21 protein-coding genes are annotated in these 21,613 nt (G+C 68.1%); 14 read left to right on the plus strand and 7 right to left on the minus strand.

From position 1 onward, the window contains the following. Positions 1 to 47 precede the first annotated feature (47 nt). On the plus strand, positions 48 to 734 hold the full coding sequence (locus ENSA7_RS14425) for a TrmH family RNA methyltransferase (RefSeq protein ID WP_106089862.1): 687 nt from the start codon (positions 48 to 50) through the stop codon (positions 732 to 734). A gap of 9 nt (positions 735 to 743) precedes the next feature. Beyond that, on the plus strand, positions 744 to 3,437 hold the full coding sequence (locus ENSA7_RS14430; RefSeq protein WP_106089863.1) for a penicillin-binding protein 1A: 2,694 nt from the start codon (positions 744 to 746) through the stop codon (positions 3,435 to 3,437). Positions 3,438 to 3,457: 20 nt separating this feature from the next. Here ENSA7_RS14430 and ENSA7_RS14435 read toward each other — a convergent pair whose 3' ends face one another. Continuing rightward, a complete protein-coding gene (locus ENSA7_RS14435) occupies positions 3,458 to 4,237 on the minus strand; it encodes a hypothetical protein (RefSeq protein WP_146157686.1) in 780 nt (259 codons plus the stop codon). Between the two features lie 253 nt (positions 4,238 to 4,490). Beyond that, on the minus strand, positions 4,491 to 5,369 hold the full coding sequence (locus tag ENSA7_RS14440; RefSeq protein WP_106089865.1) for a DUF481 domain-containing protein: 879 nt from the start codon (positions 5,367 to 5,369) through the stop codon (positions 4,491 to 4,493). Between the two features lie 186 nt (positions 5,370 to 5,555). Here ENSA7_RS14440 and ENSA7_RS14445 point away from each other — a divergent pair, with 186 nt between their 5' ends. Together ENSA7_RS14445 and ENSA7_RS14450 are read left to right on the plus strand one after the other, a co-directional pair. Then, on the plus strand, positions 5,556 to 7,286 hold the full coding sequence (locus tag ENSA7_RS14445) for an alanine/glycine:cation symporter family protein (protein ID WP_244923803.1): 1,731 nt from the start codon (positions 5,556 to 5,558) through the stop codon (positions 7,284 to 7,286). Further along, entirely contained in the window at positions 7,283 to 8,356 is a 1,074-nt protein-coding gene (locus tag ENSA7_RS14450) for a Glu/Leu/Phe/Val dehydrogenase dimerization domain-containing protein (protein ID WP_106089866.1), read from the plus strand. Before ENSA7_RS14445 ends, ENSA7_RS14450 begins: the two co-directional genes overlap by 4 nt. A gap of 11 nt (positions 8,357 to 8,367) precedes the next feature. On the opposite strand, the gene ENSA7_RS14455 is transcribed toward ENSA7_RS14450, so the two are convergent. Continuing rightward, positions 8,368 to 8,802 (minus strand): hypothetical protein, encoded by a 435-nt coding sequence (locus ENSA7_RS14455; RefSeq protein ID WP_146157687.1) that lies wholly within the window; start codon positions 8,800 to 8,802, stop codon positions 8,368 to 8,370. Positions 8,803 to 8,880: 78 nt separating this feature from the next. On the opposite strand from ENSA7_RS14455, the gene ENSA7_RS14460 reads away from it, so the two are divergent. From ENSA7_RS14460 to ENSA7_RS14475, 4 genes are all read left to right on the plus strand, one after another. After that, the gene (locus ENSA7_RS14460; protein ID WP_106089868.1) at positions 8,881 to 10,191 is read left to right on the plus strand and encodes a M24 family metallopeptidase; all 1,311 of its coding nucleotides are present in this window, start codon (positions 8,881 to 8,883) and stop codon (positions 10,189 to 10,191) included. A gap of 63 nt (positions 10,192 to 10,254) precedes the next feature. Then, positions 10,255 to 11,259, plus strand: coding sequence for an ABC transporter ATP-binding protein (locus ENSA7_RS14465; protein ID WP_106089869.1), 1,005 nt, complete (start codon positions 10,255 to 10,257; stop codon positions 11,257 to 11,259). Further along, complete coding sequence (locus ENSA7_RS14470; protein WP_106089870.1) at positions 11,256 to 12,056, plus strand: ABC transporter permease; 801 nt, start codon at positions 11,256 to 11,258, stop codon at positions 12,054 to 12,056. The genes ENSA7_RS14465 and ENSA7_RS14470 overlap by 4 nt, the downstream gene beginning before the upstream one ends. 23 nt (positions 12,057 to 12,079) lie before the next feature. Beyond that, entirely contained in the window at positions 12,080 to 12,868 is a 789-nt protein-coding gene (locus ENSA7_RS14475; RefSeq protein WP_181233732.1) for an ABC transporter permease, read from the plus strand. Between the two features lie 55 nt (positions 12,869 to 12,923). Here the strand turns inward: ENSA7_RS14475 and ENSA7_RS43630 are convergent, their stop codons facing one another. Then, positions 12,924 to 13,097 carry a hypothetical protein gene (locus ENSA7_RS43630; protein WP_181233733.1) on the minus strand — a complete coding sequence of 58 codons (174 nt, stop codon included), beginning with the start codon at positions 13,095 to 13,097 and terminating at the stop codon, positions 12,924 to 12,926. 62 nt (positions 13,098 to 13,159) lie between these two features. Beyond that, the gene (locus ENSA7_RS14485) at positions 13,160 to 13,870 is read right to left on the minus strand and encodes a hypothetical protein (RefSeq protein ID WP_146157688.1); all 711 of its coding nucleotides are present in this window, start codon (positions 13,868 to 13,870) and stop codon (positions 13,160 to 13,162) included. Between the two features lie 430 nt (positions 13,871 to 14,300). Between ENSA7_RS14485 and ENSA7_RS14490 the strand changes: the two genes are divergently transcribed. The 3 genes from ENSA7_RS14490 to ENSA7_RS14500 all read left to right on the plus strand — a co-directional run bounded on the left by ENSA7_RS14490 (position 14,301) and on the right by ENSA7_RS14500 (position 16,526). Then, positions 14,301 to 15,443, plus strand: coding sequence for a hypothetical protein (locus ENSA7_RS14490; RefSeq protein ID WP_146157689.1), 1,143 nt, complete (start codon positions 14,301 to 14,303; stop codon positions 15,441 to 15,443). Beyond that, a complete protein-coding gene (locus ENSA7_RS14495; protein WP_146157690.1) occupies positions 15,440 to 15,895 on the plus strand; it encodes a hypothetical protein in 456 nt (151 codons plus the stop codon). Before ENSA7_RS14490 ends, ENSA7_RS14495 begins: the two co-directional genes overlap by 4 nt. Before the next feature lie 157 nt (positions 15,896 to 16,052). Beyond that, positions 16,053 to 16,526: a hypothetical protein gene (locus ENSA7_RS14500; protein ID WP_106089876.1), complete on the plus strand. Its 474-nt coding sequence runs from the start codon at positions 16,053 to 16,055 to the stop codon at positions 16,524 to 16,526. Here the strand turns inward: ENSA7_RS14500 and ENSA7_RS14505 are convergent. Next, positions 16,505 to 17,824, minus strand: a complete 1,320-nt coding sequence (locus ENSA7_RS14505; protein ID WP_181233734.1) for a serine/threonine protein kinase — start codon at positions 17,822 to 17,824, stop codon at positions 16,505 to 16,507. The two genes, ENSA7_RS14500 and ENSA7_RS14505, sit on opposite strands and share 22 nt — an antisense overlap. 187 nt (positions 17,825 to 18,011) lie before the next feature. Beyond that, complete coding sequence (locus ENSA7_RS14510) at positions 18,012 to 18,581, minus strand: RNA polymerase sigma factor (protein WP_106089878.1); 570 nt, start codon at positions 18,579 to 18,581, stop codon at positions 18,012 to 18,014. A gap of 327 nt (positions 18,582 to 18,908) precedes the next feature. Between ENSA7_RS14510 and ENSA7_RS14515 the strand changes: the two genes are divergently transcribed. The 3 genes from ENSA7_RS14515 (at position 18,909) to ENSA7_RS14525 (ending at position 21,519) form a co-directional block, all read left to right on the plus strand. Beyond that, on the plus strand, positions 18,909 to 19,481 hold the full coding sequence (locus tag ENSA7_RS14515; protein ID WP_181233735.1) for an RNA polymerase sigma factor: 573 nt from the start codon (positions 18,909 to 18,911) through the stop codon (positions 19,479 to 19,481). Positions 19,482 to 19,788: 307 nt separating this feature from the next. Then, entirely contained in the window at positions 19,789 to 20,544 is a 756-nt protein-coding gene (locus ENSA7_RS14520; RefSeq protein WP_106089880.1) for a hypothetical protein, read from the plus strand. 207 nt (positions 20,545 to 20,751) lie between these two features. Continuing rightward, a complete protein-coding gene (locus ENSA7_RS14525; protein ID WP_146157692.1) occupies positions 20,752 to 21,519 on the plus strand; it encodes a hypothetical protein in 768 nt (255 codons plus the stop codon). The last annotated feature ends 94 nt before the right edge of the window (positions 21,520 to 21,613 follow it).

Genomic DNA, 21,613 nt, shown 5'->3' on the forward strand with positions numbered 1-21,613 from the left:
TTTAGCAACAGCCGCGTGACGCCGAGCGCAGCGCAGGGGGGAGACCCGTGAATCGCGGTGAGTGCGATCGCCTCGCCGCCCACTACGGCGCGTCCACGATCGTGGCGGGGCTGCGCGAGTTCGTGAGCGAGACCCGGCGGGCCCGGATCGAGACCGTGCTCGCGGGTCGACTGCGCAGCGTCGCGGTCGCGATCGAGAACCCCTACGATCCTCACAACGCCGCGGCGGTGGTGCGCAGCGCCGAGGCCGTCGGTGCGTGGACCGTGCACGTGATCGCGGCGAGCCAGCGGATCTTGCAAGCGAGCGGGACCACCAAGGGCACCCACCACTGGATCGAGACTCGCCACCACGACACGCTGGGTCACTTCTTGACCGCGCACGAGTCGGGAATGGTGCTGGCGGGGGCGTGCGTCGACGCGACGCACATGCTCGAGGAGCTGCCGACCGACCGACCGATCTGCCTGCTGTTCGGCAACGAGCACGCCGGGCTCAGCCCCGAGGCCCAGGCGGCGTGCTCGCTGCGGTTTCGGATCCCGATCCACGGCTTCGCCGAGAGCTACAACCTGTCGGTCGCCGCGGCGCTGAGCCTCTACTCCTACACGACCCGGCGGCGGGCGACGCTGGGCCGCGCGGGCGACCTCGACGACGCCAGCCTCGAGCTCGAGCGCGCTCGCTGCTACATGCGCAGCGTCCAGGCCCGGCACGTTCGGGTGTTGTTTCCAAGCGTGGAGTAGACTGCGCGCGTGGCCGATCGAGCTCCACAGCAAGGGGACACGGGGGTGACCGTCGAGGGCCCGCGCCAGCGCTACGCGCCGCCACGCTGGCTCAAGATCACCGTGCTGATCGTGACGATCACCGGTCTGCTCGGCGTGCTCGGCAGCGTCGCCAGCGTGGTCGGGATCTTCTGGTACTACGGCCGCGACGTCGCCGAGATCGACGAGGCCGCGCTGCGCGACTACCGACCGCCCCAGGTCACCCGCGTGCTCGATCGCAAGGGCACGCTGATCGGCGAGATCTTCAGTCAGCGCCGCACCTTCGTGGCCTACAAAGACATCCCCGCGCACGTCGAGAACGCGTTCTTGGCGGCCGAGGACGCGGACTTCTACCGCCACGAGGGCATGGACTACATCGGCATGGTCCGGGCGCTGGTCGCCAACGTGCGCGCGCGCTCGCTCCGGCAGGGAGCCTCGACGATCACCCAGCAGGTCGTCAAAAATTTCTTGCTGTCGCAGGAGCGGACCTTCGATCGCAAGGTCCAGGAGCTGATCTTGGCCCGCCGGATCGAAGAGCTGCTCGACAAGAGCGAGATCCTCGAGCTGTACCTCAACGACATCTACCTGGGTCACGGCCGCTACGGGATCGAAGAGGCCAGCCTGTTCTACTTTGGCAAGGGCATCGCGCAGATCGATCTGGGTCAGGCCGCGCTGCTCGCAACCTTGCCCAAGGCGCCCAGCGTCGGCACGCCCTACAAGAACTACGACAAGGCCAAGGCTCGGCAGGTGTACGTGCTCGAGCAGATGCAAAAGCACGGGTTCGCCAAGCCCGAAGAGGTCGCCCGCTTCATCGACGCGCCGCTCGCCATCGTCGATCGCTCGCCCGACGCCGACGCCGACACCGAGACCGATCCGACCCGCGCGTCCAAGGTCTCGCCGGGTGCCGAGGAATTCGTCGACGTCGCCCGGGCCGAGCTGATCGAGCGCTACGGCGAGGATGCGCTGGGCGAGCTGGGCGCGACGGTCACGATGACCGTGGATCTCGAGCTGCAGCGCGAGGCTCGTGCGGCGGTGCTCGACGGCCTGGTGGAGATGGACAAGCGCCGCGGGTGGGGCCACGGGATCAAGCCCGCGAAGGCCAAGAACGCCGCGCGCGCGGTCAAGACCGGTGCAGCCGACGGCCAGCAGGTGGTCGGGCGCACCTATCCAGTCATCATTCAGCCCCGCGGCGAAGAGCTGCCAGCCGCCGCCACGAGCCAGGGCTTCCCGGCGGTGATCGGCGAGGACTTCCACGTGTGGGTCGAGGTCCCCGAGGGCAGCCGGTTCGACGATCCCAAGCTGACCCACCTCGAGCAGTTCCCGGCCGGGGGCATCACCATGGGTCGGGTGCTCGCGCTCGAGCTGCCGAACGCCAAGGAGCGCGGCTTGCCTGAAGGGTGGGGGCTCGCGGAGATCGGCTCGGGGCCCGAGGCGGCGACGATCGTCACCGACGTCGACACGGGTGAGGTCCTGGCCATGGTCGGCGGCTATCGCTACGGCCGCGGGGACTTCAACCGCGCGCTCGATGCCCACCGTCAGCCGGGCTCCTCGTTCAAGCCATTCGTGTACGGGGCCGCGCTGCACAGCCAGCAATTCACGGCCGCCAGCCTGATCGAGGACTCCCCCGAGATCTACGAGAAGTGGCGGCCGACCAACTACGAGCGCGACGTGTACCGCGGCGAGATCCGCATGCGCGTCGCGCTGACCCACTCGGTCAACACCATCGCGATCAAGCTACTCGACGCGGTTGGGATCGATCAGGCGATCGCGTTCGCCCGCGCGTGCGGGATCGAGTCGGCGCTCGAGCCCAACCTCTCGCTCGCGCTGGGGACCGCCGAGGTTACGCCCTTCGAGCTGATGCGCGGCTACCTGACGCTGGCGCGCGGAGGCTCGCGGATCGAGCCAAGCTTGATCCGCTCGATCGAGCTCCCAGGCCAGCCGATCTGGACGCCCGATCGCGAGGTCGAGCAGGTCCTCGACGGCGGCTTGGTGTTCATCCTCGCCAGCATGATGCGCTCGGTCGTCGAGGACGGCACCGGCCAGCGCGCCAAGGCGCTCGGGGTCCCGGTCGCGGGCAAGACCGGCACCGCGGCCGAGAGTCGCGACGCATGGTTCGCCGGGTTCACCCAGGACCTGGTGGCGATCGCGTGGGTCGGGTTCGACACGCCCAAGCCGATGAAGCGCGAGAGCGGGGGCAAGGCGGCGCTGCCGATCTGGCTGGGGGCCATGATGGCCGCGGGCGCGCGTGAGGGTCCGGTCGCCGATCCAGGCATCGCGCCGACCAACTCGCCGTTCTCGCCGCCGCCGAGCGTGAGCGTGCGGACGATCGACAAGACCACCGGGCTGCTCGCGCCGCCGTTCGTGGTCGACGCCGACGGGATCGAGCGACCGCCCGCCGCCGACACGATCATGGAGGAGTACTTCCTCCCGGGGACCGAGCCGACCGAGGTCGCGTCGGCGCTCGCGGAGGCCAAGGCCGACATCTTGCTCGATCTCTACGGCGACGAGCCTGCCGACGCGGAGCTCGATGGCTTCGCAGCTGACGACGCGGCCCCAACCGATGACTTCGTGGTCGAGCCGCCATCGGATCCCGCCCCGGTCGCGCCTGACCCGATTGATCCCGTCGACCCCCCGGCGTCAGATCCGGTCGAGGACGACAGCTACGACGGCCTGCCGTCGCTCTAGCGCGAGCGGTTGGGCAGCAGCTAGTCGAAGTCGAAGGTGCCGTCGTAGGCCTTGGTGTCGCGCTCGAGAGCGGTGAGCACCGAGGCTTCGATGTCTGCAGGCGTCGCGGTCGTGAAGTCGAGCCCGTCGAAGAAGGTGTCGTAGGTCTTGATGATCGTCAGATCGCGGGCGAAATTTTCCTTCTCGAGACGGACGGGCAGGCCGGTCTCGAGCTTGGAGATGTCGACGTGGGCCATCACGCTCGCGTCGCTCACGATCTCGAACGGGACCTCTTCGATCATGGGTGGCTCACCGCGTCGGGCGACGCCGCGGATCACCAGCGTGTTGCCCTCGATCCAGTCGCCGCCGCCGACAATGTGCTCGTCAGCGCCCTCGGGCGGGATGTAGGGCCCAAAGTTGACGTCGATCGTGCAGTAGGCCCCATCGTTGACGGTGACCGCCCCGAGCGGAACGGACGCGAGATCGTCGGTTGTGACGAACGCCTCGGGGCACGGGCCCCAGAACATCTCGATCGCCGTGCCCTTTTGTTGCTCACAGCGAACGAAGTGAACGCTGGCGGTCGTGATCCGGGCCTCGCTCAGCGCGATCTGCCAGCCGGTGTCGTTGTAAAACACCCGCGTGGTCTGGGCGTCGCCGTAGTTCGGGTAGCCATCGGAGGTGTAGGTGCCGGCGTGAGTCGCAAAGAACCGCACGGTGGCGACGGGGTCCCCATCGATCAGGTCGACGAGTCCGCATCCAGGACTAGCGATCGCTACCAAGCAGCTGAGCGCCAAGATCGTTCGTCGGTGCAAGCTAGGCATCAGGGGTCCGGGAAAGCTAACAGCCCGAACAACTCGGTACAACGACCGATCGATGGGCAGTCCAACGGGGGTGCGACTGAAGCGCCGGCTTTAGCGCCCCCTTGCGTGCAAATAGAACTGTCCATTAGACCATTGGAGCGAGGCCCCCAGTTTTGCAGGCAGTTTGGATCGTAAGGGCGCACGGATTGATTTGGCGCGAAAAACGCGTCACTGTGGAGAATACTAGTGCAGCGGCGATCGCTGGTGTGACAGCTCAGAAGCTGATGCTGATCGAGTTTTCGACGCCGACGTCGAGCTCTCGCAGCTTCAGCTCGCGCCCGGCCGGACACCCGGCGAGACCCACCGGATCGCTGCAGAAGGTCGACGGGTCCGAGTCCCAGCGCAGGCGCAGCGTCAGGCGGACGGAGATCGGCTCGACCAGCGTCACGTCGAGCATGCTCTCCGACATCAAGCGAAGATCCGCGAACATGTCGAAGCGCGGCTGCACGTAGGTCGTCGAGCTCATGCTCAGGCGATCGTTGGCCGCGTAGACCAGGCTCAGGTACGAGCTCCAGCGGTGGACGACGGTCTGCGCTGGCAGGGGCCTCAGAACCCGCGCGGGATCGAGGGCCTCGTACTCGAACATGTAGTCGGTGCCGATCGCAAACGTGAATTCGCCGTTGTTGACGGGCACGAAGCGAGGGCCGAGCCCGAGCAAGACCCGGCTCTCGAGCAGCAGGAACTCGTTGCGCTCGAGCTGCGTGAAGACCTCCGGGGTGAGCCACGACAGCAGCTCGTAGTTGTAGCGAAGGTGCGCGTTGGCCTTGTTGACGAACCGCGACTCGGGCCGCAGCAGCAACGAGAGCTCGTCGCTGGGGGCGGTGCGCGTGGAGTATTGACCGCTGCCGAGCAAGAACGCGACGTGGCGGCCGTTGCGGTAGGCGAGCGACGCGGAGCTGCGAAGATCCAGGCGGTTGGTGTTGCCCGCCGAGAAGTCCACGCCGAGCTGCACGCCCCCATTGAAACCGTCTTTGTCGGGGTGCAGGCGGACTTGCTCGACGTTGAGCCCGGTCGCGGCGGCCGGCCTCGGGTGCAGCGACAGCGCCAGCGAAGCGCCGAGGATCAGCGAACGCGCGAGCGGGCGGCGTCTCACGTGGTGGTCCTAACAGATCGCGTCGGGGTACCCAAGCGGTCGCGGACGACGTGCTCGACTCATCGGTCTGGTACATTCGCGCCCGTGTCAGCCCGCAACGCTGTGTTGATGTTGATCGCTCTCGTGTGCGCACTGTCCAGCCCGGCGCCGGCTTGGGCGGGGCAGGGGGATCAGCAACCGAATCGGTTGGAACAGGCGGTCGACGGGGCGTTTGGGGTGGTCGTCAACGGTCTCGACGCGGTGTTGTTCGCGCCGGTGTTGGCGAGCAGCGAGTCCGCGAGCAGCGACGAGGTCGTCGACGAACTCCCGGAGCTCGAGGCCCTGGTCGCGCAGATCGCCGCCAACGACTTCGCGCTCGAGAACGCGAGCCTGACGCTGACCGTCCCGGCCAGCGCGGTCACAGAGGAGCAAGCCGCGGCGCTCACGAAGGAGCTCGGCGCGGTCGTGGTCCCGACCATGCCCAAGGGCACGCGCACGTTCACGGTCGTTCGCAGCGAAGACGCGACGGGCTCGACGCTCGAGGCCAAGACCGGCGGCGTGCCGATCATCGCGCTGTGGCTGCTGCTCGGCGCGGTGTTCTTCACCGTGCGAATGGGCTTCATCAACATCCGCGGGTTCCGACACGCGATCGACGTGGTCCGCGGCCGCTACGACAACCCCGACGACGAGGGCGAGGTCTCGCACTTTCAGGCGTTGGCCTCGGCGCTGTCGGCCACGGTTGGGCTCGGCAACATCGCTGGGGTCGCGCTGGCGGTCGCGATGGGCGGCCCCGGTGCCGTGTTCTGGATGATCATCGCGGGGTTCTTGGGCATGTCGTCCAAGTTCGTCGAGTGCACGCTCGGCCAGGTCTATCGCAAGGTGCGCCCCGACGGCCGGGTGCTCGGCGGCCCCATGTCGTACCTGGACGCCGGCCTGACCGAGAAGGGCATGAAGCCGCTCGGCAAGGTCCTGGCCGTGATGTTCGCGGTGCTGTGCATCGGTGGCTCGTTCGGCGGCGGGAACACCTTCCAGGTCAGCCAGTCGCTGGGGATCCTACGCACGCAGATCCCGGTATTCGACAGCATGCCGTGGATCTACGGGCTGGTCATGGCGGTCGCAGTCGGGGTCGTGATCTTGGGCGGGATCAAGCGCATCGCGGCCACGGCCGAGAAGATCGTCCCGCTGATGTGCGGACTGTACGTGGCCGCCTGCCTGTTCATCCTGATCAGGCACGTCGGCGCGATCCCAGCCGCGTTTGGGCGGATCTTCAGCGAGGCGTTCACGCCGATGGCCGGGCTCGGTGGGTTCGTGGGCGTGCTGGTCACGGGTATTCGCCGGGCGGTGTTCTCGAACGAGGCTGGGGTCGGCTCGGCCTCGATCGCCCACTCGGCCGCCAAGACCGAGTACCCGGTCCGCGAGGGCATCGTCGCGCTGCTCGAGCCGTTCATCGACACAATCGTCGTGTGCACGATGACGGGGCTGGTCATCGTGATCACCGGTGCGTTCGAGAACCCCGACAACTACGACGTGATCGCCAACGCCGAGGGCGCGGCGCTGACCGCCAGGGCGATGGGCGCCGAGATCTCGTGGTTCCCATGGGTACTCACGATCGCGGTCGTGTTGTTCGCGTACTCGACGATGATCTCGTGGTCGTACTACGGCGAGCGCTGCTTCGTGTACCTGTTCGGCGATCGGGCCTCCACCACCTACAAGATCATCTACGTGGTGTTCGTGTTTCTGGGCTCGATCATCACCGCCAGCAACATCCTCAACTTCGGCGATCTCATGATCCTGTCAATGGGCTTCCCCAACGTGCTTGGGTTGATCCTGCTCAGCGGAACGGTCAAGCGGCGCCTGGACGACTACATGGGCAAGCTACGCAGCGGCCAGATGCCGCGCTACGAGCCGGGCGGCAAGCAGGAGGCTGCCGGCGAGTGACCGGGGCCGCGACGCTGTTCGCCGGGGATCAACCCGGCGGGGACTGGGAGCGGATCATCGCGGTCCAGCACGCCGGCTCGGGCCTGCGCGCGATCGTGGTGCTGCACAGCCTCGCGCGGGGGCCCGCGTTTGGCGGGGTGCGCCGGGTTGCGTACGCGAGCGAGCAGGCCGGCCTCGCGGATGCCAAGCGGCTCGCGGCGTCGATGAGCCTCAAGTGCGCGCTGGCGGGGCTGCCGGCCGGCGGCGGCAAGACCGTGATCTTCGACGCGCCGACGCTCGACCGTCAGGCCGCCTACACTGCGCTCGGCGAGGTCATTCAGGAGCTCGGTGGGGTCTACGTGTGTGGGCCCGACATCGGCACCGGAAAGCCCGAGCTCGCGGCGCTTCGGCGCGCGACCAGCTGGGTCAACCCGGTCGGCAACGACGCTGGCAGGTCGACCGCCGTGGGCGTGCTCGCCGGCCTGCGGGGGCTGCTGGGGGTGGTGTTCGACGATCCGAGCCCGAGCGGTCGGCGCTGTGTCATAGAGGGGCTGGGCGGGGTTGGGTTGGCGCTCGCGACCTCGCTGCTCGAGGCCGGGGCCTCAGTCGCCGGCTGGGATCCCGATCCTGGCGCGCGCGCCCGTGCGGCGGCGCTGGGTGTCGAGCTGTTGGAGAAGGGGACCCTGGCGATGGAGCCTTGCGACGTGTTCATGCCCTGCGCGCTCGGGCACACGCTCACCCGCGAACGGTGCGAGCGCGCGCCGTGGCGGGCGGTGTGTGGCTCGGCGAACAACCAACTGGCAGATCGAGATGCGGCGGCGGCCCTGCGTGCCCGCGAGATCGCCTGGGCCCCAGACTTCGTGGTCAACGCCGGGGCGGTGATCGAGGGGGTGGAGACGACGATCGGTTCAGGCGGTGGTGCGGCCCATGAGCGGGTGGTTCGTGGCATCGAGGCGATCGAGGGCCGCTGCGCGCAGCTGCTGACGCGCGCCCGAGCCGAGCGGCGCTGCGTGTCAGAGCTGGCGCTGGAGGTGGCCCGGGCGGCGCTGCGTGCCCCGGTGGACCTCCCGCCGGAGCCCCCCGAGGGCTAGTCCGCAGGCGCTCAGCCAGTCGCGTGCCGATGACCGGGACCCACTTGAACCACGCGGTCACCGAGCGACTCGGCGTGCTCGGGCTCCTTTGCAGCCTGCTCCGCGTGCTTGCGCCGCTGCAAGAACACGTGCAGGGCGGTGAGCATGGTCGCGAGCGGGACCGGCTCGGTCAGCGGCAGCGCACAGTAGAGCGAGCCGAGCATGCCCAGCCCGAGCGCGCGGGACAGCTTCGCGCCGCTGAGCGAGGCGACGATCGTGGTCAGCACGCCGCCGACGAACAACCCCATCACCAGACCGATCGGACCGGCGGTCGCTAAGTCGGCGAGATCGATCGCCAGCGCCGCGAAGATCGGCGCCCACCCGAGCTGTCGATCGCCAGCCGTGAGCGCGGTGACGCTTCGTCGCAGGCCGAGAGATCGAGCGGGGGCGCCGGCTTGGTCAGTCACGACGCCGAAGGTGGATCGCAATCTGGTCAGGTCAACCTCGCTTGACAGCCGCGTGAGCGCGGCGCGAGCCTGACCTGGATGGATCGCGGACGCAGGCGCTTTTTCGTGGGTCTAGGGGCGATCGGCGCCTGCGCGTCGGCGCTGGGATGTCGGCCCGCCGCTGCCCCGGGGTCAACTTACGCACCGCCAGCCGCGACGAACGCCACCCCGGACTTCGCCGAGCTCGCTGGCTTTTGCGACGGCGTCGAGCCGATCCTCGCCGCCGAGTACGAGCGTCGGATCGAGCGGGTCCGTGCCAAGTTGACCGAGGCGGGGCAGGGCGCGTTGATCGTCGAGGCTGGGGTCGACATGCGCTACTTCGGAGGTCCCGGCTGGGGCCAGAGCGAGCGGCCCTTGTTGTTGGTGATCCCACGCGACGGCGATCCCTTGCTCGTGGGCCCGGCGTTCGAGCGCGGGACCCTCGACGCCCGCCGCGGTCCGTTGAATTTCGCGGTGCGGACCTGGGAGGAGCACGAGAGCCCCTACGCGCTGGTCCACGCCAGCCTCGCCGACACCAAGCTCGGCGCCGAGGCGATCGTCGCGACCGGCCCGGCCACGCGCAGCTTCGTGATCGACGGCCTGCGCGACGCGGCGCCAAGTCGGGGCTTTGGCGCGGGCCAGGCCGCGATCGCGGCGTGTCGACGGATCAAGAGCCCAGCCGAGCTCGCGCTGCTGCGTCGCGCCAACGAGGCGACCAAGCGCGCGATCGAGTTGGCGGCTGGCCATGCCCGCGCGGGCATCCACGAGCGAGAATTCGCCGACCTGGTTCGGGCGGCCCAGCTCGCCGCGGGCCTGGAGAGCGTGTGGGTGCTGGCGCTGTTCGGCCAAAACGCCGCGTACCCGCACGGCACCCCCGAAGGCCGCGAGCTCGCGCCGGGCGACCTGATCTTGGTCGACACCGGCGGCTTCTTGCACGGCTACGCCAGCGACATCACCCGGACCTGGGCGTTTCCCGAGCCCGCGGCGATCGACGCGGATCGTCAGCGCGCGTGGGAGGTCGTGCGCGCGGCCCAGACCGCCGCGCTCGAGACGATCCGCCCGGGGGTGCGCTGCGCCGAGGTCGACGCGGCCGCGCGTCAGGTGATCGCCGCGGCTGGGTTCGACCCCGACTACGGCCACTTCAGCCATCGGCTCGGCCACGGGATCGGCATGGAGGTGCACGAGACCCCGTACCTGGTCCGCGACGCCGATCATCAGCTGGAGGTCGGCAACACCATGTCCGACGAGCCGGGGCTGTACCTGGCCGGGCGCTACGGGATCCGCCTCGAGGACATCGTCGCGGTCGTCGACGGCGGCGCCGAGGTGTTTGGCCCGCGCGCGGACTCGCTGACCGCTCCGTTCGGCGTCTAGAACCCCGGCGGTCTGGCCGGCGCCGCGGCGACCAAGTACCCTCGCGCGGTGGCTGACGGGCCTGTGATCTCGCTCGAGCGGCTCGACAAGAGCTTTCGCGTCAGCCAGCGCGAGCCGGGCCTGTGGCCGGCAATTCGAGCCCTGTTCCGGCGCGAGCATGTCGAGGTCGACGCGGTCCGTGAGCTCTCGTTCGAGATCCAGCGCGGCGAGCGGGTCGGGTTCTTGGGCCCGAACGGCGCGGGCAAGACCACCACGCTCAAGCTGCTCGCCGGCCTGCTGTACCCGAGCCGGGGACAGGCGCGGGTCCTGGGCTTCGACCCCGCGGATCGGCGCCCCGAGTTCCTGCGCCGGATCGCCCTGGTCATGGGGCAGAAGCGCCAGCTGAGCTGGGATCTGCCGTCGCTCGACACCTTCGAGCTCAACCGCGTGGTGTTCGATGTGCCGCGCGAGCTCTACGAGCGCCGCCTGGCCGAGATGACCGAGCTGCTCGATCTCGGCGCCGTCGTGCGCAAGCCGGTCCGCACGCTCTCGCTCGGCGAGCGGATGAAGTGCGAGCTGGTCGCGGCGCTGCTGCACGCGCCCGAGGTGCTGTTTTTGGACGAGCCGACGATCGGCATGGACGTGACCATGCAGCTCGCGATCCGCGAGTTCATTCGCGAGTACCACCGCCGTCACGGGGCGACCCTGGTGCTGACCAGCCACTACATGGAAGACGTCGCCGCGCTGTGTGAGCGGATCTTGGTGATCGACGAGGGCCGGCTGTGTTTCGACGGGAGCATCGCCGAGCTGGTCCGACGGATCCGGCCGCTGCGGCGGGTGGCGGTCCGCGTGGATGCGCGGCTCGATCCCGGCACCGAGTCCGAGCTCGAGCAGCTCGGCCAGCTCGCGCTCGCCGGCCCGCCGCGCCTGGCCCTGGACGTCGCCCCCCAGCGGGTCCCCGCGGCGGTGGCCAGGCTGCTCGCGCTGCCCGGTGCGCGCGACCTGGAGGTCCACGACGCCCCGCTCGAGGAGGTCATGCGTGAGCTGTTCGCTCGGCGCGTGTCGGTCCGCGAAGCGGAGGGCGCGTGAGCAGCGGCCGCGTCGCCAAGCTCGGCGCGCTGTGGCGGCTGGGCGTGGCCGAGGCCGCGGCCTATCGCACCTCGCTGTTGATCTGGGTGCTGGCCACGACGATGCCGCTGATCAGCCTGGTGCTGTGGCGGGCCCTGGCCGCGAGCGGGCCGATCGGCGACTACGATCAGGACGGCTTCGACAGCTACTTCATCGCCGCGTTCGTGGTCCGTCAGCTCAGCGTCTCGTGGGTGGTCTGGGATCTCGACTCGCAGATCCGCACCGGTGCCCTCAGCGCGCTGCTGCTGCGCCCGGTCCACCCGGTCGCGCACCACGTGATGTTCAACCTCGCCGCGCTGCCGCTGCGCACGGCCCTCGCCGCCCCGGTTGCGATCGTGGTGCTGCTGGCTACCGGCGGCATCTCGATCACCGCCAACCCGATCGCGCTGGCGCTGGCGATCCCGGCGGTGGTGTTCGCGTGGTGCCTCAATTTTCTCACCCAGCTGGCGATCGGCTGCCTCGCGTTTTGGCTGACCAAGGCGGCCGCGCTCTACGACGTGTGGATCGGCGCGTACGTGGTGCTCGCGGGCTACTTGGTGCCGACCAGTCTGTTCCCCCACGGCCTGGCCGAGGTCGCCCGGGTGCTTCCGTTTCACGCGGCGCTCGGGTTCCCGGTCGAGCTGTTGATCGGCCGGCTGTCGACGGCGCAGGCGCTCGAGGGGATCGGTCTTCAGCTGGCGTGGCTGGTCGCCGTCGGAGCGATCGCGGCGCTGGCGTGGCGTCGGGGGCTGCGAGCCTACGGGGCGTTTGGGGCATGAGCGCCGGGATGGAGCGTCGCGCGGTGTCCCGCCACTTGCGCCTGCTCGGGGCCCAGATGCGGCTGTCGATGCTGGCTGCGCTCGAGTACCGAGTCGGGTTTTGGACGGAGGGCGTGGTCGGGCTCGCGTGGAGCCTGGGCGGCGTGGTGCCGCTGTTCGTCGCGTTCGAGCACCGCTCCGACGTCGCCGGCTGGGGGCCGTGGGAGCTGGTGCTGCTGACCGGCTTCTTCTTGATCATCTCCGGGGTCTACGCGAGCGCGGTGCAGCCGGCGGTGTCCAAGTCGATGACGCAGATCCGCACGGGGACCCTGGACTATGTGCTGCTGCGCCCGGTCGACGCGCTGGCTTCGTGCCTGACGGCGCAGTTCGAGCCGTGGAGCCTGCTCGAGGCGCTGACCGGGATCGGCCTGGTGATCGTGGCGGCGGTTGAGCTCGAGCTGTCGCCGAGCCTTGGGCAGCTCGGCGCGCTGCTGGTCGTGCTCGTGAGCGGGCTGGTCTCGCTGGTTGCGCTGGGGGTGTTGATGCTGTGCGCGAGCTTTCGGGCGTTGGAGCTGCAGAATCTGACGTCGCTGATGGAGACGCTGCTGGGGTTCGCGCACTGGCCGATCTCCGTGTTTCGCGGACCGCTGAAGCTGGTGTTCACGTTCGTGGTGCCGTTCGCCGTGATGACCAGCTATCCGGCGCAGAGCTTGATCGGCGGGCTTGGCTGGCCCGAGTTGGTTGGCGCGGTTGGGACCACGCTGGCGCTCGCGATCGGCGCCCGGGTGATCTGGGGTCGGGCGCTGCGTGGGTACACCTCGGCTTCGAGCTAGGTTTGCAGGCTCTCGCGGGTTGGGAGCTCACGAGTGGCGCGCGTGGTGATGACCCCTACAGACCCAGCCAGACGGCCGCGGCGAACACGACCACGCAGGCGCCGTACAGGGCACGATCCGCAACGACGGCCGCGGGTTGGTCCGTGGTCTGGCCCCAGTACCATTCGAGCAGCATCGCGAATGGGAACACCACCCCCCAAAATACCCCGGTGATTAGCTCCCCGATCATCACCCCACGGACAAGCACCATCGCACCCAAGCCCACGAGCGCGGCGGCAAGCAGACGGCCGCTCAGGGACATTCGACATCTCCCTCCGGCGTGCCCTCAAACAGGAGCGGGAGACATGCGCACGCCGCAAGAATCGCTGTCCCGAGCGCGAACGGGTTCGCGGCGGCAAGGCCGATCGCGGTGAGCACGACCCCGCCGCCACACTGCAGCCAACCCGCGCCGGGTTGCGGTGAGTACTCAGGCTCCGCGAGCGAGTAGGGATAGCCAAGCGCGGCACCGAGGTCAGCAGCTCGTGACGCGACCACGGCCCGGCTCAACGTCCCGTCGATCGTGGTGTTCCCGGTTGTCGCGTCTAGCTCGATCCAGCTGTAGCCATCGGTGTAGTCGGACACGACCACGATCGTCCCATCGGCTGGATCGGCGAATAGCGTCAGAGTGCCAACGGGGCCACCGTCCGGATCATATCCGGTGATTGTTGCGTCGGTATCTGTGATCTCGATCGTCGCCCGATCGATCATCGGGGCGGGCGGGCCGAACGGCGGCGCGAGAGTGCCGAGCGTGAGCGCGATCGCTTGCACCATGGTGATCTCAAATTGAACGGCTTGTGATGACGCGCAAGCGCGGCGGCGGTGCGCCCACTCGCGGCGCTCGATACGGCGCTCACCTGCCGCGTGAACAGGACGCATGTCCGAGCGCTTCGCGTGTTCGCAGCTCACGGGCATGAGCTGGCGGCAGGCCAACCGTTCGGAGGTCAGCCGATAGCGAGTTGGCACCCCCACCCGAATAATGGGGGGTAGCGAGCAGACGGCGTCGGCCGTGTCAAGGTGCCGACCGGGGCCTTGACGGCCAGCGGGGTGCGCTGATAGCGTGATCGAGATGCGCGTTCACCACTCCACATCCAAGCTGATGGCTCGCAGAAGGGCCCTCCCCGCATATTTGGCAGTGGTCATCTTGTCGTTCAGCTTCGCTGCGTGCAGCGGTGGCACAGTGGCGGCGGCGGTTGCCGAGGCAGTGGCGAACCTCCTTGCGCGGAGTGCCCCAACGGCGGTGGCGCCGTCACGTGCTGCACCGGTCCGCTCGGCTTGACCTGTCAACCCAGGTGCGGTCCCGATCAGGATCTGGCGGCGATCCAGTGTACTGAGGGCGGCGGAACCTGGTCGCCCCTGGCGCTGTGCGCCCCGTCGCCGCTAGAAGGGACTGGCGGTGACGATGGCACGGGCGACGGCACGGGAAATTGAGATCGATCGGCGCATGACGGTTCAGACCAAGCCGCCCCCGATCACATGTGCCGCGGTCGTGGCTTGTGTCCTGGGCTGCAACGACCTGCCAGAGCTCCGCTACGAGACGGAGCACCTACGGATCGGGACAGCCTCCGATGGACTTCTGTGCCAGGGGAACCTCGACCACTACGAACGCCTGATCACGACTCTCGAGCAGCAGCTGGGGACCAGCGTCCGAACGCCGATCCACGTCTATCTGTGGGATGAGTCCAGGTTCTTCCCCGACTCAGGGTGGTGCGACGACTCCCTCATTGGCTGCTACCGTCAGGGGGCCGTATATGCCGACTTCATCTCGATCGAACACGAACTCGTACATGCAGTGGTCGACACCTTCGCCACACCGACTCCGTTTTGGAGCGAGGGGGCCGCGATGGCGTTGGGCTCCAGTCGGACGTTCTTCGGAGAGACTTCCCCCGTCGACAACCTCGACCTCCATGCGTCTCCACAGCTCGACTACCGGCCCGCAGGGCACTTTTCGCGGTGGTTGCTCGAGACTCACGGACTCGAGCTCTATCGAGAGCTCCTGCGTGCACGCGGGAGTTCGCGCGAGGCGTTCGAGCGCACCTACGACATGACGATGGAGGAAGCGCAGGAGCTGTACTTCGCCGAGGCGCCCCACGCCTACGGAGCCCTCAATACCTGCGACCATCCCGACTTGCCTCAAACCGGCGACTTACAATGGTCCGAGACGATCGAGATCGACTGCGCCGCTCCCAACGTGTGGGGTACTTCTCAGGTGATTGGAGCGCTGCGAGTGCTCACAGTCACTGAGCGTGGCTTCTACGAGCTCACGACCACCGAGCAGGAGGGGGCGATCATTCCGTGCTTTGACGAGGATCTCGAGCATCCGGTGTTGGTGGGAGACCCGAACTATGGCGACGTGCCTCCGGCATCCGGCGGGTTCTTGCAGGTCTTCACCGGTGACCGCGGCAAGTCGGTGCTCGAGCTCGTGCCGGGTCGCTACGAGCTATCGATCGCGCACGAGGGCCACGAGACCCGGACTGCAGCGCTCACGGTGCGGGCCGCAACGGGGCCGATCCCCCAGACACCAGAGTCGGCCGGATGAGGCTTCGGCTAGCGACGCTGTTGGTCCTCGCGTGCTGCGCCTGCGCACCGGACGACGACTACCCCCCACTGCTCGATCAGCCCGGGGATCCATGCCGTTCCCCCTACCCAAGCTGCGTCGACGGCGAGAGGGTCCGCGAGTGTGTCGATGAGGTCTGGGTCGACCGCAGCTGCGAGGAGAGCTGCGCCGAGCTTGGCCCGGCGATGCTGTCTCTCGGCTGCGTCATCGATGGACCGCTCGAGAGCTGCGCGTGCGTGCCCGAACCTGGCGCGTGCGCGCCAGCGACGACGGCCTGCGAGTCCGACACCGAGCTTGGCTACTGTGGCGCTGGCCAAGTCTGGCTCGTCTACGACTGCGACACCTTGTGCGCCTCGAGCTTGGCCACCCCGACCTCGCTCGGGTGCATGGCCGACGAAGACGGCGAGGCGGCGTGTTGGTGCGTCGACGGGTAGCCCGGCTCGCATCGAGAATCCGTGCTTGGCGCAGTGGGCGCCGTGTGATCGGGGCCTCGCTCGAAATTCGAGTCCATCGGATTTTGGCGGACCCAGACCAATGTCTGGCTCGTTGTCGCTGCCAGCAGAGAGGTTGTTGCGGGGGTAGACTCGCGTGATGCACCGGACCGTCCTCACCCTCCTCGCGCTGGCTCTGATCGCCATTCCGCTAACCGCTGACGCCGAATATCGGCATCTGTGCACCTCCGTCCCGGGGGCGTGTGAGTACAGCCCGGCGGTCGTCCCGAAGTTGCTCGCTGACGTCTGCTACAGCCCGGCCAGCAGCGTGATCACGCTGAAGGGAACGGCGCCGTGTCCATCGGGAACGAACACATACACCGTGATCTACGGGGAGGTCGTGGATCCGCAGACCGGCGCGGTGGATGCCTACGTGCCGCTCGACGACGCCTGTGCCGCTGGTCGATGCGTCGACTATGTGCCGCACGACGATCCTCAAGAGTACCCGATGTGTTGTGAGAATGGAGGGCCGTGTTGGCCGGGAGGGGGGTGCGGCGGGATTCACTATTGGTGCCATGACGGCGTTTGTAATGAGGATGGAACCGTGACCTGCTACAATGCCGAGTTGGTGTAGATGGCGTTGGCGACCGCGTCAAAATTGATCTGGGCTTGTCGCTCGAGTGCGGGGTCGCCTGCGTCACGGGCAAAAAAGACGGCCAACAGCCGCGCGTAGAGGGCGTCTTGGTAGATGCGCCGTCGCTCGAACTCGGCCGCGACTGCCCCGCTTGCCAGGCCAAGCCTGCGAGACGCTTTGTCGCTGATCTCGGCGCGCGGGGTCGACTCCAGGCTCCGCAACGCTGCTTCCACGTACCCACCTCGAGCGGCGACGATGGTGATCTGCCCAGCCATTGTCGCCCGCGCGTCGACGCCATACGCACCCGCGCGGCCCGTCAGCTCGGCGACGCCCACGGTCTGTGTCACTCGGTGTTCCGGAACAGGCAGGATCGCCGCCGTCGCCATCGAGCACGCCAGGGCCAACCCCAACCCGACCATCGCCATCCGCCGTCGACGAGGGCGTTGCTTGTCCGCCTCGCGGATCCCCTCCAGCGCACGGAGCAGGCTCTCCATGTCCGGCCACCGATCCCGCGGGAACATCGACAGACCCCTGGCGATCACCTTTCGCAGTCGGCGGGGGACCTTGCGCCCTCGCTCGCCGCGGCGAAGCTCGCGGTTCGCCATCGCCCGCATCAGGTCGATCTTGGTCTCGCCGGCGAACGGGCGCTCCCCGTGCACGCACTCCCAGAGGGCCACACAGAACGAGAACTGATCCGATCGCGCGTCCCCGCGGTGGCGTACGAGCCGCTCGGGTGCCATGTACTCGAGGCTCCCGAGGCCGCCGCTCTGTTCGTGTTCGAGCGGGCTGCCGTCGCCGCCCGCTGGCCCCACGCCCACGTCGTCGCAGTCGCCCGTCCCGTCTCGCAGCGCCCGCGCGACGCCGAAGTCAGCGACCTGCACGCGCCCCTCATAGCTGATGAGTATGTTCTCGGGCTTGAAGTCGCCATGCTCGAGCCCGGCGGCGTGGGCCGCCGCGAGCCCGCGGCCGGCAGCGACCAAGATCTTGACGCTTTGCTGCCAGGTCGGCGCCGAGAACCCACTGATTAGCGAGCGGACGTCGACGCCCGCGACGAACTCCATCGTCAGGAACAGCTCGGTCCCGACCTTGCCGGTGTCGTAGAGGGCCACGACGTTGGGGTGCGAGAGCTTGGCCAGGCACCGGGCCTCGTGGAGCATGGCGGCCTCGGCCTCCTTGCTCGGCAGCGTCAACAGCTTGAGCGCGACGTCGCGGTTCAGCTTGGGGTCATGGGCGCGGAACACGACACCCATGCCACCCTGGCCAAGCCGCCCGAGCAGCTCGAAGCGACCAAACGTCACGGCTGGGATCGATGCATCGTCGTTGCGTGCCGTTGCGGCGGTCTCGACGGCGGAAACGAGCGCTGCCCATCGATCGAGATGGTCGTCTGCTGAACGCTGCCGGGACATCCGCGAACTCGGGGCCTCATCCTACAACAGCGCGCACGAGGATGGGCGGGGACGACGACGCCCGCACGATCGTTCCGAGTCATCCGGTCGGGGACGCCGTACGAGGGGTGCGGCGTCGGGCCTCAATCTCGGCACGGACGAGCTCTAGCGCTCGATGGACGCGGCTACGCACAGTCCCCACCTCGATACCCTCCGCCTCGGCAAACTCGCGCGGATCCTCATCACGCAGCCGGCTCTCGAGCGCGCGCCGATAGCATGTCTTGATCGCAACGAGGGCCGCATGAAGCAGCGCGGATTGTTGCAGAGTCATCGCCGCCTCATCGAGGCTCGACTCCGGCACGTCGCACCATTCCGGGAACGGGGGGAGCGGCAGCTGATCTCGGACCTTGGCCCGACGGTTATCCCGGACACGGAACCAAGCGACGCCGAACGCGAAAGAGCGAAACGAGACCGGCCCCCGCTCAAAGGGCGTTGTCCGCAGCCGCTTGGCGACGATCGCCAGGGTCTCTTGCGTGAGGTCCTCCGCGTCGGATGCCTGCACTCGCTTCTTGAAGAACGGCAACAGCTCGACGCGGAGCCGTTGAAACAGGCGCTCTTCGGCGCGCGGCTCCCCATCGTTCAACGCGTCGAGTAGCTCGTCGAGCGTCATAGGGTGCCGAGGGTACCCGAGCTCGCCCTGCGACAACTGGCCCAAGGATCAATCGTCCGGGGTTGGGAACGTTTCATCGTCGGGATTCGGATCTACTCCATGCACACCGAGACGCCGCTCAGCTGGGCCCGCGCAGCGCCGACGGAGGGCCAACATGAGTGACCTTGCGCTCGTGATCGCCAGCGAAGCCGCCGCGCGAGCTTGGCCGCGGCGCTTCGCAGCCACCCGGCGTTGAGCTTCGAGCAGCTCGTGCACGAAGGCAACTACGCGGAGGTCTCCGCGGAGCGCTGCCGCGCAAACTGTGCTTTTCATGTAGAGAGAGCGCCAATGCCGAAATCATGGAATGGGAAAGTGAGCAAGAGTGAGTTCACGCGAGTCAATCGTGATCTAAAGCGCTACTTTCGCCGAACGATGCCACACGCAAGCGCCGAAGATCTGGCCGCAGACACCTGGGTCCGGATCATCCGCTCTTTTGAGGGCAGGTGCTCATTGCGGGTATTCGCGTTCAGCGTCGCGCGCTGGACCGGCCTCGACGCGCGACGCAAGCATGAGCGCGAGATCGTGACCACGCCGCTCGATGACGTCAAGCCAGTTGCCAAGGGCCCTGGGCCGCACCGCGTGCTCATGCTCGTCACTGACCACGCCATGATCGAGCTGGCCGTGGAGCAGGTGGACGAGATCTTCAGGGACGTGCTTCGCCTGTGGCTCGCGGGCCGAGACAATGTCCAGATCGCGGCTGAACTCCAGATGAATTACAATACTGTCAGATCACAGCTGCATCGTGCCCAGCGAGCGGTGATCGCAGCCTTGCGGGGCAAAGTGGATGTCGATCGGGCATGGAGAACAAACGAATCGGTGGGCGCGAATCTGTCTGATGTCGCGGACAGCTACTCAGCATGAGGCTCGGTGAGCAGGATACCTGGCCGGACTCCGTCATGGAGCGGGGGGCGCCAAGCTCGACGACGTTCGCCTCGTGACGACGCTCGGCTGGTTCGGCGCGCGTCGGCGGGGCGCCGGTCGAGCGCGCGCGAGCGATGACGGCACGACAGGACACAGCTTCTGCGGACACCTGCGCCGGCTCCCAAGGGCTGGGGGTCTCACTCAGGAAACGCTCGCGGAGCGCAGCGGGCTGTAGCGAGAGACGATCCGGCGACTCGAGCAGGGGAGCCTTCGCCGAGCCCGTCGATCCTGGAGTACGATGCCCGCCATGAGCGCCCGCGAGCTCGCAACCGGCATCGCCTCCTGCGTGCTGCTCCTCCCGGCAGGCTGTCGCAAGACGCCTACGGATCTGAGCGTCGACCCTGACACCCACGACCCAGCTGCCGACGTCCCCGCGCTAGACTGCCCCGTCGCCCAGGCCCCAGCCAGGCCGCGGCCGGGCTCGAGCGACGACAGCGATCCACCCATGGTGCTCGGCGCACGGTTTGTGGCGCGTGATCGCGTGCAGCTGACCTTCAGCGAGGGCCTCGCACCGACGACGCAGGTCAACCCCAGGCAGTTTCGCCTGAGCATGGCCTACTCGAACATCGACTACGGCGCTAGCTATGCGACCGGCTACTACTACGACCTCGCGGGTAGCGACAACTACGAGCCGCCGCTGGTGGTGACCTCGCTCGCGGGCTACGACGATCGGCCCGAGGTGTTGGCGCTGCAGCTCAGCCGACCCGTCCCCCAGGACCTGTGCGTCAACATAACAGACCGGCGGGCGGACATGGCTGACGTCGACCCCGAGTCGCGCCCGCGGATCGGCGTGTTCCTGCACTACACCAGCCGCGGCAGCGTGGGCGTGCGGGATCTGGCCGACAACCCCATGATCGACGTGGGCGCGGAGTGGGCTCTGCATTATGGCGCGCGCCACAAGACGGTGTACGGCAGCGAGCCGATCATGCGGCTGGATCTGCTCGTCGAGCTGAGCTGCCCCGACGAAGCCATGAGGCTCTCTGCCCCGACTGGCCCGAGCTGAGCGATGCGCGATGACGACATCCCTCGGATCAGCATCGACTGATCTCCACATTCAATTTCTGCCTCGACACATTGAGATCATCGTGTACGCTGGTCCGCAATGGCAGCAATGGATCCCTTCGCTAGTCTCGAGCTCGCGCCATATCAAACGGCGCCTCAGCTCCCCCTGCAGACCCTCGTGGTGCTCAGTAACGCCCTGTCATCGCGCATGCCTGACGATCCGCCCGCCTATGTCGCGGCCGCCGAGCTGGCCATGCGCGAGGTCGTCGGCGAGTCCGAAGCGGCGATGGTCATCCGTCTGCGACAAGACAACGAGGCCTCGGTCAGCGCTGACCTCGAGCTCGACAACGCGCTCGACGGGCTGTGGTCGCTGCTCCGCGATCGCATGCGCGGCTGGGCCCGCTACGAGCGGCCGGGGCTCAATGTGCTGATTGAGGACGACGAGCTCGCGGTCGACTTCGAGGCCGTCCGCGACAAGGCCACGCGTGCGCGCGAGCTCAGCGCGCGGCTGTTCGGTGCGGGCTCGCTCGACATGCTCAACCGATCTTACCCCGAGCAATCCCAGCTCATGGCCAACCTGCTCGAGCTGATCGAGACCGATGAGCTCGCCGATGACCTGCTCGAGCTCGCCGGTGAGGAGCTGCTGCCGATCATCCAGCGCTGCCAGGAGCTCTACGAGGCCATGGTCGATCGCCGCAGCGGCAAAGACACGACCACGCGCGCGGATCTACGTGTGCTTCGGGTGAAGCTGCAGCGTCGCATCGTCCGCTACAACACCCTGGTGCTGACCATGCTCGACGAGGCCAAGCCCGAGACGCGGGATCTGGTCGAGGCGGCGCTGCAGCCCATGATCACGCTGCGACCCCAGCGCAGCAGCTCGACGGGTGGTGCCGACGGGGAGGTCGAGGGCGATGACGGTGTGATCGCAGCGCCGCCCGAGGCAGTCGAGGGCGACGACGCGCCAGTTGACGGCTGAGTCGGCGGCGGGGGTTGACTGGCTCGAGGGGTCCCAGGCTCGGCTGAACGCCGGGCCTGGGGCACTTCTGGGGTGGGGTTTTGGGGGTCGTAGG

It is taken from the genome of Enhygromyxa salina (assembly GCF_002994635.1).
Taxonomy (GTDB): domain Bacteria; phylum Myxococcota_A; class Polyangia; order Nannocystales; family Nannocystaceae; genus Plesiocystis; species Plesiocystis salina_B.

Coding starts and splice junctions, on each gene's coding strand:
- ENSA7_RS14510 (WP_106089878.1), bottom strand. CDS start 18,581: ATGACGCTCGACGAGCTACTCGACGCGTTGAACGATGGGGAGCCGCGC.
- ENSA7_RS14495 (WP_146157690.1), top strand. CDS start 15,440: ATGAGGCTTCGGCTAGCGACGCTGTTGGTCCTCGCGTGCTGCGCCTGC.
- ENSA7_RS14460 (WP_106089868.1), top strand. CDS start 8,881: ATGGATCGCGGACGCAGGCGCTTTTTCGTGGGTCTAGGGGCGATCGGC.
- ENSA7_RS14520 (WP_106089880.1), top strand. CDS start 19,789: ATGAGCGCCCGCGAGCTCGCAACCGGCATCGCCTCCTGCGTGCTGCTC.
- ENSA7_RS14500 (WP_106089876.1), top strand. CDS start 16,053: ATGCACCGGACCGTCCTCACCCTCCTCGCGCTGGCTCTGATCGCCATT.
- ENSA7_RS14525 (WP_146157692.1), top strand. CDS start 20,752: ATGCCTGACGATCCGCCCGCCTATGTCGCGGCCGCCGAGCTGGCCATG.
- ENSA7_RS43630 (WP_181233733.1), bottom strand. CDS start 13,097: ATGATCGGGGAGCTAATCACCGGGGTATTTTGGGGGGTGGTGTTCCCA.
- ENSA7_RS14435 (WP_146157686.1), bottom strand. CDS start 4,237: ATGCCTAGCTTGCACCGACGAACGATCTTGGCGCTCAGCTGCTTGGTA.
- ENSA7_RS14515 (WP_181233735.1), top strand. CDS start 18,909: ATGCCGAAATCATGGAATGGGAAAGTGAGCAAGAGTGAGTTCACGCGA.